The sequence below is a fragment of the Solilutibacter silvestris genome, from assembly GCF_002895945.1.
Taxonomy (GTDB): domain Bacteria; phylum Pseudomonadota; class Gammaproteobacteria; order Xanthomonadales; family Xanthomonadaceae; genus Solilutibacter; species Solilutibacter silvestris.
Genome location: NZ_NPZB01000001.1, coordinates 188784 through 203286, shown reverse-complemented (window position 1 = coordinate 203286; position 14503 = coordinate 188784). Strand labels below are relative to the sequence as shown.

Here is a 14503-nt window from a genome sequence, read left to right as displayed (position 1 = left end):
GCGTTTTTCGTTCAACCTGCTGCTGCGATTACTTCGTGCCGCAGGTCTTGCCGCGCGCCGGGCGTGCGCCGGCAGCCGCAGCGGCGCTTTCACTCATGTACTGGCCTTGCTTGGTCTTGCCATACCACTGGTCACCCTGGCAGTGGTAGACCTTGTCCTTGCCATTCACCCAGACTTGGCCGTTGCCGCCGCCAGCGGCCATCGGACGTGAAGCGGCGGATGCAGGGTGGGTGGAGGATGCAGCCGGAGCCGGGGTCGCCGCCGTGGAACTGGGTGTTGGCGACGTTGCAGCCGGTGCTGGCGCTGCGCTCTTGGCCGCCGGGGCGGTTGTTGCGCCGTACCACTCCTTCACGCCCTTGTGGCCGCGGCAGGCGCCGGACTTGGACGCAGCATTGGTGCTGGTGCCGTCCTTGCACATGCCGCTGGCGCCGGCGACAGGCGCGGTCGCCGCGGCGGCGGCCGGTGCGCTTGCGGCCGGCTTGGCCGTGCTGGTGCTGGCGGTGGTAGCCTTGGTCGATGTGCTGCCGGAGGATTTGGCCGGCTTGCTGTCGGTGGTGCTGAACCAGCTCTGCACGCCCTTGTGGCCACGGCAGGCGCCCATCTTGAAGGAGGCCGAGGTATAGCTGCCGTCCTTGCACTGGCCGGTGGATCCGGCGGGTGCGGCGGTCTGGGCCATGGCCGGCAGGGCGGCGGATAACGCGAGTGACATCAGGGACAGCAGGATCGGGTGCTTCATGGAAGACTCCGGAGAAGGAAAGAGGATGGGGCAGCGTCACCCTAAGCCAAGCGGTGTGCAGGCAACCTTTCACAGCCATTGCATCTTGTCCATGTCGCCCACATAGCAGCGAGAAGGCGCTCGGAAAGGGCTGTCAGGGCCTCCCTGAACGCCCGAAAACGACGCCGTATGGTTGGTTTGGCACTCTCCCCACAGGACTGCTAAGATTCGCTCATGACTGAAATGACCCTCGCTCGGGTGCCGGTCACCCGCGCTGCAACCACTGCGCTCACGCTGCCCAGCCCGCTGGGCTCCCTCGACGCGTACATCTCTGCCGTGCATCAGGTTCCGATGCTGACGGTGGAAGACGAGCGTGCGCTCGCCGCGCGCCTGCGCGACCACAACGACCTCGGCGCCGCCCAGGAACTGATCCTCGCCCACCTGCGCTTCGTGGTGCATGTGGCGCGTGGCTACAACGGCTATGGCCTGCAACTCGGCGACCTGATCCAGGAAGGCAATATCGGCCTGATGAAGGCGATCAAGCGCTTCGACCCGGAAGTGGGCGTGCGCCTGGTCAGCTTCGCGGTGCACTGGATCCGCGCCGAGATGCACGAGTTCATCCTCAAGAACTGGCGCATCGTCAAGGTCGCGACCACCAAGGCGCAGCGCAAGCTGTTCTTCAACCTGCGCAAGTCGCGGAAGCGGTTGGGCTGGATGAATGCCGAAGAGGTCAAGGCCGTGGCCCGCGATCTCAACGTGCCGGAAAGCGAAGTGCTGGAGATGGAAGCGCGCCTGTCCGGCCGCGACATCGGCTTCGACGCGCCGTCCGACGAGGATGAAGATCACGCGCCGCCGTCGCCGGCTGCCTACCTGCGGGCCGAAGGCGAGGATCCGTCGCAACTCTACGAACGCGCCGACAGCGAGGACCACCAGCTGGACCTGCTGCGCGAAGGCTTGGCCGATCTTGATGCGCGTTCGCGCGACATCATCAAGCGTCGCTGGCTGGATGCCGACAGCAAGGTGACCTTGCAGGAACTGGCCGACGAATACGGCGTCAGCGCCGAGCGCATCCGCCAGATCGAAGCGAACGCGATGAAGAAGATGAAGGCGCTGTTCGCGGCTTGAGCATCATCGCGGGTGGAACATGCGAAGGCCCGGAGCGATCCGGGCCTTTCTGTTTTCACGCGATCAGGGCATACGAGCGGCAAGTGGATGGATCAGTCCGAAGCGCGACCGTACGAGGCATGGATGCCGAGTCCGAGCCCCCATGGACGGGTTTACGGCGTGTCGCGCTTTGGAGCTGGCCAGCCACGTAGCCAGCGTGCGCAGTCAACCCCGCCCGCGCAGCAACGCTTCCAGCTTGCCCTGATCGGCCGCGAACTTGCGGATGCCGTCGGCGAGCTTGTCGGTGGCCATCGCGTCTTCGTTGTGCTGCCAGCGGAACGCGGATTCCGTGAGTGCCGGCGGCGGCGCGCTGTGCGTGCCGTCATCGACCAATGCGCGTTCCACCGGCGCATCCGACTGTGCCAGTTCGCCCAGCAATTCCGGCGAGATGGTCAGGCGATCGCAGCCGGCCAGCGCCAGCACTTCGCCGATGTTGCGGAAGCTCGCGCCCATCACCACGGTCTGGTAGCCGTGCTGCTTGTAGTAATGCCAGATGCGCGTGACCGATTGCACGCCGGGATCGTCCTGCGGCGTTGCCGGCTTGGCCATGCCGTTGGCGAGATGCCAGTCGAGGATGCGTCCGACGAAGGGCGAGATCAGGAACACGCCGGCCTCGGCGCAGGCGACGGCTTGCGCGAACGAGAACAGCAGGGTGAGGTTGCAGTGGATGCCTTCGCGCTCCAGGCGTTCCGCCGCGCGGATGCCTTCCCAGGTCGCCGCGACCTTGATCAGCAATCGGTCCGTGCCGATGCCGGCGCGCTGGTAGAGATCGACCAGGCGATGCGCCTTGGCGATGGTGGCCTCGCTGTCGAAACTCAGGCGCGCATCCACTTCGGTGGAGACGCGGCCGGGAATCAGCTTCAGGATCTCGCCGCCGATCGCCACGGCGAAACGGTCGCAGGCATCGGCGATGCGTGTGTCGCCTTGCCCTTCCGCATCGCGCAGGGCAGCGTCGAGGTGACCGGCATACGCGGGCAATGCCGCCGCTTTGAGCAGCAGAGACGGATTGGTGGTCGCATCCATCGGCTTGAAACGGGCGATGGCGTCGATGTCGCCGCTGTCGGCCACCACGGTGGAGAGGTCACGGAGCTGGTCGAGTTGATGGGTCACGGCAGGCCGATGGGTGCGGAAAGAAGACCATTGTCGCGCATCGGTTGCGACAGGGCGCGCAACAACGGCCATGCGGCGACGTTAGACTGTGAAGGGAAGCAGGGGGAAAGTGGTGGAACCGGTACCGATCCAGCTGACGTCGATCCTGATCGTGGAGGATGATCCCGCGATGCAGGCGCGTCTGCGCGGATTGATGCACGAGGTCGCGGGTGCGGAGGCGGACATCCGCATCGCCGCCGATCTGGCCAGCGCCGAAATCCGCCTGCGCGAGCAACGGCCGACGCTGGCATTGGTGGACGTGCGCCTGCCCGATGGCAGTGGCATCGACCTGATCCAGCGCATGCAGCAGGATTCGCCGGAGACGCAGGCAGTGATCGTGTCCGCCTTCGCCGAGGAGGAGACCATCCTCGCGGCGCTGCGCGCCGGCGCCATCGGTTACTTGTTGAAGGATCGCGAAGACATCGAATTGGTGCTGTCGCTGCGCAGCCTGCAACGCGGCGGCGCCCCGATCGATCCGATGATCGCGCGCCGCATTCTCGCGATGGTCCCGGCAGCGGCGCCCACGCGAGCAGCGGAGCCGGCGGATGCAATGCCCATCCCGCAGTTGTCGGCACGCGAATGCGAGATGCTGCAGTGGGTGGCGCAGGGGCTGAGCAATCGCGACATCGCCGCGCGCATGAATCTGTCACGGCTCACCGTCGAGGGCTACGCCAAGATCATCTACCGCAAACTCGCGGTGAAATCGCGCACCGCGGCCGTGTACGAGGCGCGCACGCTGGGCCTGCTGGAATGATGATCCGTCTGTTGTGCGCACTGCTGCTGGCATTGCTGGCGAACGTGGCTTGCGCCGCCGAACCGGCCGTCGTCACCATCGAGCAGGCGCAAACCGTGCGCTCTTCGGGCTGGGATGCAACGCAGCCGCCAGCCGCAGGCTGGGTGCCGGTCAAGTTGATGGACGAGTGGAACTCGCGTTGGCCTGGATACAGCGGCGTGGTGTGGTATCGCATCCGCTGGAACCAGATGGATGGCAGCGCACCCGTCGGTCTGTTGCTCGATTACACCTGCATGGCGGCCGAAGTCCGCCTCAATGGCAGCGTGATCGATCGCGACTATTCGCTGGTCGAGCCGTTGTCGCGCAAGTGGCACGTTCCGCGCTATTACCTGGTGCAGGCACCGTTGCTGCGGCAGGGCCAGAATGAATTGCTGGTGCGCGTGTCGGGGATGAGCGCCTACCAACCGGGCTTCGGCACCGTTTCCGTCGGCGATCCCGCGACGCTGCAGGCCAGTTTCAACGAGGCCGTCTTCATCCGCCGCGACCTGCAGATCCTCGATTTCGCCATCGGCATCGTCATGGCGTCGCTGTTCGGCTTGTTCTGGCTGCTGCGCAGGCAGGACACCACCTATGGCTGGTATGCAATCAGCGGCCTGTTCGGCGGGTTGTACGGCAGCAACTACATCGCCGACAGCACCTGGCCATTCCCGACCACCAATATGTGGCAGTCCTTCATCGCCGCCTGCTTCGTGGCGATGGTGGTGGCACATGCGATCTTCCTGCTGCGCTACTGCGACCGGCGCTGGCCGCGCATCGAGCGCGCGCTGTTGCTGATCGCGACGCTGGCGCTGGTGCTGGTGCCGATCATCCCCGACTGGATGGGACCGCAACGCAATACCTACCTGCTGCCCGCGATCGTCTTCGTGTACGCGGCCAACCTGGCGTTCATTGCTTACGCGTTGCGCCACCGCCGCAGCGATTACCTGGTGCTGGCGGCGTGCGTCAGTGTTCCGCTGGTGATGTCTTTCCATGATCTCGCCGTCTACCTGTGCTGGATGAAGGCGTCGACTTACCTCGGTGCACTGCTGTCGCCGTTGACGGTGCTCGGCATGGGTTTCGTGCTGGCGTACCGCTTCGCCAACACCATGAAGCGGGTCGAGGGTTTCAACGCCGAACTCACCCACGAGGTGCATGCGGCCACATCGCAACTTGGCGAAACGCTCAACCAGCAGCACGCGCTCGAGCTCGCACACAGCCGCGCCGGCGAGCGCCTGCAACTGGTGCGCGACCTGCACGATGGTTTCGGCGGCACCCTGGTCGGCACCATCGCCGAGCTGAAGCAGGCGCCGGAGGACATGGCGAAGTCACGCATCGTCGACATCCTCAGCGAGATGCGCGACGACCTGCGGCTGGTGATCGACAGCACCGCGCGTGAACACGCCGACCTCGCCGAGTTGATCGTGCCTTTGCGCCACCGCGCGAGCCGCCTGCTGGAGGCCGCGGACATCGAGGATCATTGGTCGATCCAGGGCCTGGAAGGCGTCGATATCGGCAGTGTGCGCAGCCTCGACTTGCTGCGCCTGCTGCAGGAAGCGCTGACCAACGTGTTCAAGCACAGTCGCGCGCGGCGTGTCGACGTGACGCTGGAAATCAGCGGAAGCAACCTGCGCCTGCAGGTGCGCGACGATGGCGTCGGCATGGCCAGCGCCGATCCTGAACCGCGCGCCAGTCGCGAAGGCGGTGCCGGCATGGCCAGTATGCGGTTGCGCGCACAAAGACTCAAAGCCACGTTCGACGTCAATCGACGTGAAGATGGAACCGTGGTCAACCTTCTGATGCCGTTGATGGCATAGAACCGAAAATAACCCCAGATTTGGGGGTGTTTTTTTGCCGCGAATGTGCGCAGTCTCGCTCCATCGCGAGGGCAGGGGGTTTCACCGCTCCCCGAAGCGATGCAGTCAGGCGTGCATGTGATCCCCTGCCATGCACACCACGAAAACCGTTGCCGGACTCGCCAGGACGAGGTTGCCCTGGCCGGCAGGGTCAACACGCAAGCGATGACAGGATGGCGTCGCCCGTGCTGCTGGTGAATGGATTCACCACGCGCGTGAGTCATTCGACTTCCGCGCGGACAAAAAGGAGGCACATGCGGGTGACCGGGAGGTGGTCACTCGCATGCTGCCAGGACGCTCAATACAGGTCGACCGGATCCACGTCCAGCGACCAGCGCACGCGTCGCGCTTCCGGCAACCGGTACAACTCCGGGACCCACGCATCCAGCCGCGCCTGCAACGCCGCACGCGATGGCGACGACAGGATCAGTTGCATGCGCTGGTAACCGGCGCGTCGCGGCATCGGTGCCGCCAACGGGCCATGCACTTCGACGCCGACATCGCCGACGCGTGCTTTTGCAGCGCGCAGGAATTGCAGCACCGGCTCCACGTCTTTCGCCTCCGCGCGCAGCAGCGCCATGTGCGCGAATGGCGGAAAGATCGCGGCCTCGCGTTCTGCCAGTTCTTCCTCGGCGAAGGCGTGGTAGCCCCGCGTCACCAGTGTCTGCAACAGCGGATGATCGGGGTGATGGGTCTGCAGCAGCACCGTTCCGGGCTTGTCGGCGCGGCCGGCGCGGCCGGCGACCTGCACCAGCAATTGCGCGAGTTTTTCGCCGGAACGGAAATCGGCGGAGAACAGTCCTTCGTCGATGCCGACCACCACCACCAGCGTGAGATTCGGCAGGTCGTGGCCTTTCGCCAGCATCTGCGTGCCGATCAGGATGCCCGGCTGCGCGCCGAGGGTGTCGAGGTGTTGTTGCAGGCCGTCGCGCGTCTGCGTGCTGCCGCGATCGATGCGCAGCACCGGCACCTGGGTGAAACGTTGCGAGAGGAATTCCTCGATGCGTTCGGTGCCGTTGCCCTGCGGTTGCAGCGCCAGGCTGGCGCATTGCGGGCAGGCCGGTGGCGTCGGTTGCTGCGCGCCGCAGTGATGGCAGACCAGACGCCGTCCGCCGCCGTGCACCGTCATCGGCGAATCGCAGCGTTTGCATTGCGCGCTCCAGCCGCAGTCGTGGCAGAGCAGCACCGGGGCGTAACCGCGACGATTGCGGAATACCAGCACTTGCCCGCCGGCGGCGAGTGCTGCCTCGATCGCGGCGAGCGCTTCCGGCCCCAGCCCGGATTGCAGCGGTCGCTTGCGCACGTCGATCACGCGCACCTGCGGTGGCTGCGCGGCGCCGGCGCGATGGTGCAGGCGCAAATGCGTGTAGCGGCCGGCCTGGGCGTTGTGCAGCGTTTCCAGCGATGGCGTGGCGCTGCCGAGCACGATCGGCACGCCCAGCGCCTTGGCGCGCACGATGACGAAATCGCGGGCGTGGTAGCGGATGCCGTCAAACTGCTTGTAGCTGCCGTCGTGTTCCTCGTCGACGATGATCAGTCCCGCTTCCGGCAACGGCACGAACGCCGCCGAGCGCGTGCCGACGATCACCCGTGCCTGGCCGCGCAGCGCCGCCGTCCACGTGCGCGCGCGTTCGCTTTCGCCGAGCCCCGAGTGCAGTGCATGGATCGGGACGCCGAGGCGGCTGCGGAAGCGTTCCAGCATCTGTGGCGTCAGGCCGATTTCCGGCACCAGCACCAGGGCCTGGCGTCCGCGCGCCAGCGTGCGCGCGATGGCGTCGAGATAGACCTCGGTCTTGCCGCTGCCGGTGACGCCATCGAGCAGCAACACGCCGAAACCCGCGTGCGCGGAGATGGCGTCGGCGGCGGCGCGTTGTTCGTCATTCAAATCCGGTGGCGACGTGGCGGGCGAGGGCGACACGGCATCCATGGCGACGCGTTCGATCAACCCGCGTTTCGCCAAGGTGCGTGCAGGCGTGCGCCAACCCGGATGTTGCGCGTCCAATCCGTCTTCGTCGCGTTCGCCCGTGGCCAGCAGTTCGGCGAAACGGCGTGGCGCGCCGGCGCGCAATCCCGGCAGCGCGGTATGGCCGGCCTCCGTCAATCGCCAGCCGAAGGCCTGCGTCTCCGGCAGCGCGGCGCCCTGGCGCAAGGCGGCGGGCAAGGCGCTGGCCAGCACCTCGCCGATCGGTGCGTGCAGATAGCGCGCCAGCCACAGCAGCGACGACCACAACTCGCCGTGGAGGATCGGGGTGGCGTCGATGCGTTCTAGCACCGACTTCAGCGTGGTGGCGCCGTCGCCGGCCGCTCCGGTGTCGTCACCAGCCTCGTCCATGGCGACGCCGATGATCTCGCTGCTGCCCAATGGCACGCGCAGGCGGCAGCCGCGCAGCGGCGGCGTGGCCGCTGCGGCATCGAGGCGGTAATCGAACGGCGTCGGCAAGGGCCGGGGCAGCGCAACCGCGACCCGGCGAGTGGCATCGGACATGCGGGAATTCTGGCACGACGCCCCGCTGCCGGTCGTGCCATCGGCCGTGACTATGGATGAGCACACGGTCGCAAGTCATTGACCTCGACACCGCTGCCGTTATCCACACAGGATGTGGATAAGTCTGTGCAGGCAATTCCGATCGCGGGCAAAACAGGGGCTTTTTCGGAGGATTCCCATGAATGGCGAAAAAAGTGCCACGATCGTCGATTCTTTTAAAATCAATTGGTTGCATGCGAAATCTGCGAGATCGCTGAGTCATGCCGGCCAAGTGTCCGGTTTCATGACAAGGTCATGACCCCTGTGCACAACATGCGTCCGCGATGCACAGTTCCCATGGCAATGCAAGTCCTTTCTCGCGATGTTTCCATGCCAGCGAGCGTGCAGCTGGAGCGCGTTATCATCCTGCCGATGCCGCACCTTGACGCCTGAACCCGTGACCGTATCCCAGGCGTATTCCCCGTGACCCGACGCACCTGGCTCTCGCTGGCGGGAGTGGCCGTGCTGACCGCCGCGGCACTGCTCTCGACCTGGGTGGGGGAATGGCGGCGGCGTGCCGGTGATGACGCGCCACGTATCACCACGGAGGCGCTGGCACCTGCGACCTTGCCGAAAGATGGCGGGCAGGCGTCGTCCGCGCGTGGCGAACTGACGCCGGACGATCGCGATGCCACCGTGGTGCGCGATCTCGAATTCCTGTCGTGGTACGCGCACCGGCGGGAAGCCGGCACTGCAGCCACGGCGCCGCTGGACACGACGCCGGAGACGATGGGCGAAAGCGACGAACCGGCCGCAGCCGACGCGCACTGAGCGCGCCGGGATGGGCTCGCGTCAGGATTTCTTCGTTTCGTAGAGGGGATGCTGCAGTCCCTGCACGTCATGGCGGGCATTGGCCGCAGGCTCGACGTCGAGCACGATGATCTCGTTCTTGCCGCGCTTGAGCCAGACGCCGGGCAAATACAGCGACTGCTGCGGGCCGATGTGCCAGAAACGCCCCAGGTGGTGGCCATTGACGTAGACATGGCCCTTGCCCCATCCGGACACGTCGAGGAAGGTGTCGCCGGTCTTGTCGAGGGTGAACTCGCCACGCCAGAAGGCCGGGGCTTGCGTTGCCTGCGCCTTGGAGAACTGCAGGCGCGACAAGTCATCGAGCGGCAGCGTCCACTGCTGCCAACCGCTCAATTCCCGCTTGCCGAGATGGACGCCGGAGATGATGCCCTTGCGCTCGTCGACCATCTTCGCGCTGTAGTTGATGCGGCCCTCGTTCTCGACCAGCAGGTCGAGGGTGTCACCCGGTTTCGCCGTGAGATCAAGGCTGCGTTCGCCGGGGATGCGGCGATCGAGCTTGCCGCGCGGTTGCCCGTTGACCAGGATATCGACGTAGTCGCGTGGTTCGCCCAGGGTCAGCTTTCCGCTGGCCGAGGTCTGCGGCAACCGGGTGCGATAAAGCGTCAGTCCGAAGTTCTGCCCGAGCTGTTCCATCGTGCGCGGGTATTCACTCTGCTGCGGCGCCGACAAGCGCGACAAGGCGTCGAGCAATGCCACCGATTGTTTGAGCGTGAAGCGCGGAATCGCGATCGTCGGAGCCGCCTTGGGGACATCGGGTAGCGTTTCACCCGGTGACAGGTGTTTCGTGATGACTTCGCGCAGGGCGAAATATTTCGGCGTCGGACGTCCCGATTCGTCCAGCGGCGCATCGTAGTCGTAGCTGGTGGTGTCGGGCTGGTAGGGTTCGGTCGCGGAGTAATTCGCACCGGGCGTGAAGCCGAAACTGGTGCCGCCATGGAACATGTAGAAGCTGACCGAGATGTCGTGGGCGAGCAGCCAATCGATATCGCCGCTGTGGTCTTCGGCCCTGGTGGTGTGGTGTTGCTCGCCCCAGTGGTCGAACCAGCCCGGATAGTATTCGGCGATCATCCGCGGCGTACCGGGATGCAGCTTCTCGGCCAGCGCGAACGCTGCATTGACGTCTTCCGGTGAGCCGCCACCGTTGACCAGCGGTATCGCACCCTCCACGGAACCGCCTTCGAGCATCGCGCGACTACCGCCATCCGCCGTAAACAGTGGCACGTCGAAACCGGCATCCAGCACCTGCTGCTTCACCGCGCGCATGTAGTCGTGGTCATTGCCGTAGGAGCCGTATTCGTTCTCCACCTGCACCATCACGATCGGCCCGCCGCGCGTCGCCTGCAATGGTGCAAGTTCCTGGCCGAGGCGCTTGAGGTAAGCCGCGCTGGCCGCCATGAAGCGCGGATCCATGCTGCGCACGCGCAGTCCCGGCGTTCGCAGCAACCAGGCCGGATAACCGCCGAAATCCCACTCCGCGCACACATACGGACCGGGACGCAGGATCACGTCCAAACCTTCTTCCTGCGCGATGCGGATGAATTGCGCCACGTCCTTGTCGCCGGAGAAATCCCAATGGCCGGGCTCGGGTTCGTGCAGATCCCAGAACACATAGGTCTGGATGGTGTTGAGTCCCATCGCCCGCGCCATCTTCATCCGCGCCCGCCAATACTCGTGCGGGATGCGCGCGTAATGCATTTCCGCGGCGCGGATGACATGCGGCTTGCCGTCACGAACGAATTGGCCATCCTGCACGCCGAGGCGAGGGCTGGTCTGCGCCTGGATCTGCGGTGCGATGGCAGCCATGCATGCCGCAGCGAGAAGTCCCTGTGCAAGGGCGTGGATCGAACGTTTCATGTGTGCTCCATGGAATGTTGCGGACGACGGCAGCGTCGCGTCACAGTTTGGCGAGGCGGCCGCCATCGACGTCGAGGCTGGCGCCGCTGACGAAAGCGGCATCGCTCGACGCCAGGAAAGCGATCGCGGCGGCGATGGCGTCGGGCGTGCCGACGTCCTCGGGCGCGATGGTTTCGGCGCCGGACTTCAGGTTCGGGTTCGACCACAGCATCGGCGTGTCGACCGCGCCGGGCAGGATCGCGTTGGCGCGGATGCCGAGCGGCTTGCCTTCGATCGCCGCGCTGCGCGTCAATGACAACAACCCGGCCTTGCTCGCGGCATAGGCGGCGACCAGTGGCGTGGTGGCGCGCGCATGCACGCTGGCGACATTGACGATCGCGCCGCCCTGGCCCATGTGGCGTAGTGCCTGGCGGGTGAAATATGCCGCACCGAGCAGGTTGACGCCGAGCACGCGTTGCCAGTCGGCGCGGTCGAGTTCGGTCAGCGGCTTGAACACCATCATCCCGGCGATGTTGACCACGACATCGATGGCGCCGAAGCGTTGCAGCACCTGCGCGCAGGCGTCGATGACCTGGTGTTCGGTGGCGACATCGCAATCGATCGCGATGACATCGCTGGCGCCTGCAGCGCTGCAGGCGGCGACCGCGGCGCGCATGTCGACGCCGTGATCGACCAAGGCCACGCGTGCACCTTCGCTGGCGAAACGACGCGCCGTGGCGAGGCCGATGCCACCGCAGGCGCCAGTGACGATGACGCTGCGCTGTTCGAAGCGCCGAGATGTATTGGTCACCATTCGCGAATGCTCCCGTCGTTGCCGCGCCATACCGGATTGCGCCAGGCGTGGCCGTCACGCGCGGCTTCGCGCACGCGTGCCTCGTCGATTTCGATGCCCAGTCCGGGGCCGTCCAATGCCTCGACCATGCCGTCGTTGATCGCGAACACCTGCGGATTCTTCAGGTAGCTCAGCAGGTCGTGGCCATTGGTGTTGTAGTGGATGCCCAGCGACATTTCCTGGATCGCGAAATTCGGCGTCGCAATGTCGACCTGCATGCACGCGGCGAGCGCGATCGGGCCGAGCGGGCAGTGCGGCGCCAGCGCGACGTCATACGCTTCCGCCAGCGCGGCGATACGCCGGCATTCGGAAATGCCGCCGGCGTGGCTGAGGTCGGGCTGGATGATGTCGACCGCCGCGGCTTCGAAAAACGGCTTGAAATCCCAGCGGCTGTACAGGCGTTCGCCGAGCGCGACCGGCAGTGGCGTCGATTGCGCGAACTGGCGGATCGCTTCCGGATGTTCGCTGAGCAACGGTTCCTCGATGAACAACGGACGCAGTGGTTCCAGTGCGCGCGCGAGCTGGCGCGCCGACGGCTTGTGCACGCGACCGTGGAAATCGAGTGCGACATCCAGTCCGAGATCGCGCACGGCGGCGACGCGTTCGAGCACGCTGTCGAACGCGCTTGGACTCGCAAGCCAGTCGAGATCCTCGGTGGCGTTCATCTTTACCGCTTTGAAGCCTTGCTTGAGTCGCTCGCGTCCGGCTTCCACGACGTCGGCCGGGCGATCACCACCGATCCACGCGTACACCGGGATGCGATCGCGCACGCGACCTCCGAGCAATTGCCACACCGGCACGCCCAATGTGCGGCCCTTGATGTCCCACAGCGCCTGGTCGAGACCGGACAACGCGGACATCAACACCGGGCCGCCGCGATAGAAGCCGAGGCGGTACGCCGTTTGCCAGATGTCCTCGATGCGCGCGCTGTCGGCGCCGATGAAACGATCGCGCAGCGCAGCGAACGCGCCTTCGACGGCTTCGGCGTGCCCTTCCAGGCTGGCCTCGCCCCAACCGACCGCGCCGGATTCGGTTTCGACACGCACCAGCAGCCAGCGTGGCGGTGTGCGGAAGGTCTCGATGCGTGCAATTTTGCTCATGGTGGCCTTTGTTGTTCGCGGCGGCGCAACTTTACAGGCGCATATTTATCATATAAAACGATTTTCGCCTATCGCGGACCGTCTCCTTGCCGGGCCTGCCATCCGGGCAGCCAATCAGACGAGAAGGAAACGCCCATGATGCTTGCGTCGATCGATATCGCCGTCCTCATTGCCTATGTATTGGCGATCTTCGCGCTGGCGCAATGGGTCTCGCGCGAGCGTGCGGGCCACACCAAGAACAGCAACGATTACTTCCTGGCCGGCAAAACCCTGCCATGGTGGGCGATCGGCGCGTCGTTGATCGCCGCCAACATCTCGGCGGAGCAGATCATCGGCATGTCGGGGTCGGGCTATGTGATCGGCCTGGCGATCGCCTCCTACGAATGGATGGCCGCGCTCACCCTGGTGATCGTCGGCAAGTATTTCCTGCCGATCTTCCTCAAGAACGGCATCCACACCATGCCGCAGTTCCTCGAATTGAGATATGGCCCGCGCATCTGCAAGTTGATGGCGGTGTTCTGGCTCGGCGTTTACGTCTTCGTCAACCTGACGTCGATCCTCTGGCTCGGTTCGATCGCGGTGCATGCAGTCGCGGGCATCGACCAGACCTACGCGTTGATCGCGCTGGCGGCGTTCGCGCTGTTCTATCAACTGTATGGCGGGCTCAAGGCGGTCGCGCTCACCGACATTGTGCAAGTCACGCTGTTGGTGGCGGGCGGTTTGGCGATCGATGTGATCGCGCTCGGCCGCATCGGCGATGGCCACGGCATTGCTGCTGGGTTCTCCACCTTGCTCGCGCGCGCGCCGGAACATTTCCACATGATCCTGTCGCGCGACAATCCGTATTACATGGATCTGCCCGGCCTGTCGGTGCTGGTCGGTGGTTTGTGGGTGATGAATCTGTCGTATTGGGGTTTCAACCAATACATCATCCAGCGCGCACTCGCGGCGAAATCGCTGAAGGAAGCGCAGCGCGGCGTCACCTTCGCTGCTTATCTCAAATTGCTGATGCCGGTGATCGTGGTGTTGCCGGGCCTCGCTGCAGTGCTGCTGGCGCCCGATCTCGCCAAGCCGGACCAGGCCTATCCGGCGGTGATGCGCCTGTTGCCGAGCGGTTTCCTCGGGCTGGTGTTCGCGGCGTTGATCGCGGCGATCGTCGCCTCGCTGGCATCGAAGATCAACAGCGTCTCGACCATCTTCACCCTCGATCTCTACGCCGGTTGGCGTCGCGATGCCAGCAAGAAACAGCCGGGCGCGACACCGCCAAGCGAGAAGCAACTGGTGCGTGTCGGCCGAATTGCTGCGGTCATTGCCGTGTTGTTGGCGGTGCTCACGGCCAAGCCGCTGCTCGGCCATTTCGACCAGGCCTTCCAGTACATCCAGGAATTCACCGGCTTCTTCACCCCCGGCATCTGCGTGATCTTCCTGCTCGGCCTGTTCTGGAAACGCGCCAGCGAAGCCGGCGCGTTGACGGCGGCAATCGGTTCGGCGCTGTTGTCGTTGCTGTTCAAACTGACGTGGCCGACGCTGCCGTTCATGGATCGGGTCGGCGTGGTGTTCCTGCTCGCGCTGGTCGCGGCGGTCGTGGTGCCGCTGTTGCGTCCGGAAGCGAAGGCCAGCAACCGCATCGACGTGCGCAATGTCGATTACCACACCTCGCGCGGTTTCAACGTCGCCGCGATCGGTGTCATCCTCATCCTCGCCGCGCTGTATGCCGTCTGGTGGTGATG

The 14503-nt window shown here is 65.3% G+C and carries 11 protein-coding genes; 5 read left to right on the top strand and 6 right to left on the bottom strand.

The window, feature by feature from the left end:
• Window positions 1–28: 28 nt before the first annotated feature.
• Window positions 29–736 carry a DUF3761 domain-containing protein gene (locus tag Lysil_RS00945; protein ID WP_103073722.1) on the bottom strand — a complete coding sequence of 236 codons (708 nt, stop codon included), beginning with the start codon at window positions 734–736 and terminating at the stop codon, window positions 29–31.
• Between the two features lie 222 nt (window positions 737–958).
• On the opposite strand from Lysil_RS00945, the gene rpoH reads away from it, so the two are divergent.
• Window positions 959–1840 carry an RNA polymerase sigma factor RpoH gene (gene rpoH, locus Lysil_RS00940; protein ID WP_103073721.1) on the top strand — a complete coding sequence of 294 codons (882 nt, stop codon included), beginning with the start codon at window positions 959–961 and terminating at the stop codon, window positions 1838–1840.
• A 204-nt stretch (window positions 1841–2044) separates the two neighbouring features.
• On the opposite strand, the gene tal is transcribed toward rpoH, so the two are convergent.
• Window positions 2045–2989: a transaldolase gene (tal, locus tag Lysil_RS00935; RefSeq protein WP_165782333.1), complete on the bottom strand. Its 945-nt coding sequence runs from the start codon at window positions 2987–2989 to the stop codon at window positions 2045–2047.
• A gap of 112 nt (window positions 2990–3101) precedes the next feature.
• On the opposite strand from tal, the gene Lysil_RS00930 reads away from it, so the two are divergent.
• Both Lysil_RS00930 and Lysil_RS00925 read left to right on the top strand, forming a co-directional pair.
• Window positions 3102–3782 (top strand): response regulator, encoded by a 681-nt coding sequence (locus Lysil_RS00930; protein WP_205756838.1) that lies wholly within the window; start codon window positions 3102–3104, stop codon window positions 3780–3782.
• Complete coding sequence (locus Lysil_RS00925; RefSeq protein WP_165782332.1) at window positions 3782–5614, top strand: sensor histidine kinase; 1833 nt, start codon at window positions 3782–3784, stop codon at window positions 5612–5614. Before Lysil_RS00930 ends, Lysil_RS00925 begins: the two co-directional genes overlap by 1 nt.
• 337 nt (window positions 5615–5951) lie before the next feature.
• On the opposite strand, the gene Lysil_RS00920 is transcribed toward Lysil_RS00925, so the two are convergent.
• Complete coding sequence (locus Lysil_RS00920) at window positions 5952–8138, bottom strand: primosomal protein N' (RefSeq protein ID WP_103073717.1); 2187 nt, start codon at window positions 8136–8138, stop codon at window positions 5952–5954.
• 462 nt (window positions 8139–8600) lie between these two features.
• Here Lysil_RS00920 and Lysil_RS00915 point away from each other — a divergent pair, with 462 nt between their 5' ends.
• Window positions 8601–8948 (top strand): hypothetical protein, encoded by a 348-nt coding sequence (locus Lysil_RS00915; RefSeq protein ID WP_103073716.1) that lies wholly within the window; start codon window positions 8601–8603, stop codon window positions 8946–8948.
• A gap of 21 nt (window positions 8949–8969) precedes the next feature.
• Here Lysil_RS00915 and Lysil_RS00910 read toward each other — a convergent pair whose 3' ends face one another.
• From Lysil_RS00910 to dgoD, 3 genes are read right to left on the bottom strand one after another with little or no spacing between them, the layout of a single operon-like run.
• Window positions 8970–10841 (bottom strand): glycoside hydrolase family 35 protein, encoded by a 1872-nt coding sequence (locus Lysil_RS00910; RefSeq protein WP_165782331.1) that lies wholly within the window; start codon window positions 10839–10841, stop codon window positions 8970–8972.
• Between the two features lie 40 nt (window positions 10842–10881).
• Window positions 10882–11631, bottom strand: a complete 750-nt coding sequence (locus Lysil_RS00905) for an SDR family NAD(P)-dependent oxidoreductase (RefSeq protein ID WP_205756837.1) — start codon at window positions 11629–11631, stop codon at window positions 10882–10884.
• Entirely contained in the window at window positions 11628–12773 is a 1146-nt protein-coding gene (dgoD, locus tag Lysil_RS00900; RefSeq protein ID WP_103073713.1) for a galactonate dehydratase, read from the bottom strand. Before dgoD ends, Lysil_RS00905 begins: the two co-directional genes overlap by 4 nt.
• Before the next feature lie 135 nt (window positions 12774–12908).
• Here dgoD and Lysil_RS00895 point away from each other — a divergent pair, with 135 nt between their 5' ends.
• Entirely contained in the window at window positions 12909–14501 is a 1593-nt protein-coding gene (locus Lysil_RS00895; RefSeq protein ID WP_103073712.1) for a sodium/sugar symporter, read from the top strand.
• Window positions 14502–14503 lie beyond the last annotated feature (2 nt).

What these genes read in the sequence shown, in the direction of transcription:
- Lysil_RS00895 (WP_103073712.1), top strand. Translation starts at nt 12,909, where the DNA reads ATGATGCTTGCGTCGATCGATATCGCCGTCCTCATTGCCTATGTATTG.
- dgoD (WP_103073713.1), bottom strand. Translation starts at nt 12,773, where the DNA reads ATGAGCAAAATTGCACGCATCGAGACCTTCCGCACACCGCCACGCTGG.
- Lysil_RS00925 (WP_165782332.1), top strand. Translation starts at nt 3,782, where the DNA reads ATGATCCGTCTGTTGTGCGCACTGCTGCTGGCATTGCTGGCGAACGTG.
- Lysil_RS00920 (WP_103073717.1), bottom strand. Translation starts at nt 8,138, where the DNA reads ATGTCCGATGCCACTCGCCGGGTCGCGGTTGCGCTGCCCCGGCCCTTG.
- Lysil_RS00945 (WP_103073722.1), bottom strand. Translation starts at nt 736, where the DNA reads ATGAAGCACCCGATCCTGCTGTCCCTGATGTCACTCGCGTTATCCGCC.
- rpoH (WP_103073721.1), top strand. Translation starts at nt 959, where the DNA reads ATGACCCTCGCTCGGGTGCCGGTCACCCGCGCTGCAACCACTGCGCTC.
- Lysil_RS00910 (WP_165782331.1), bottom strand. Translation starts at nt 10,841, where the DNA reads ATGAAACGTTCGATCCACGCCCTTGCACAGGGACTTCTCGCTGCGGCA.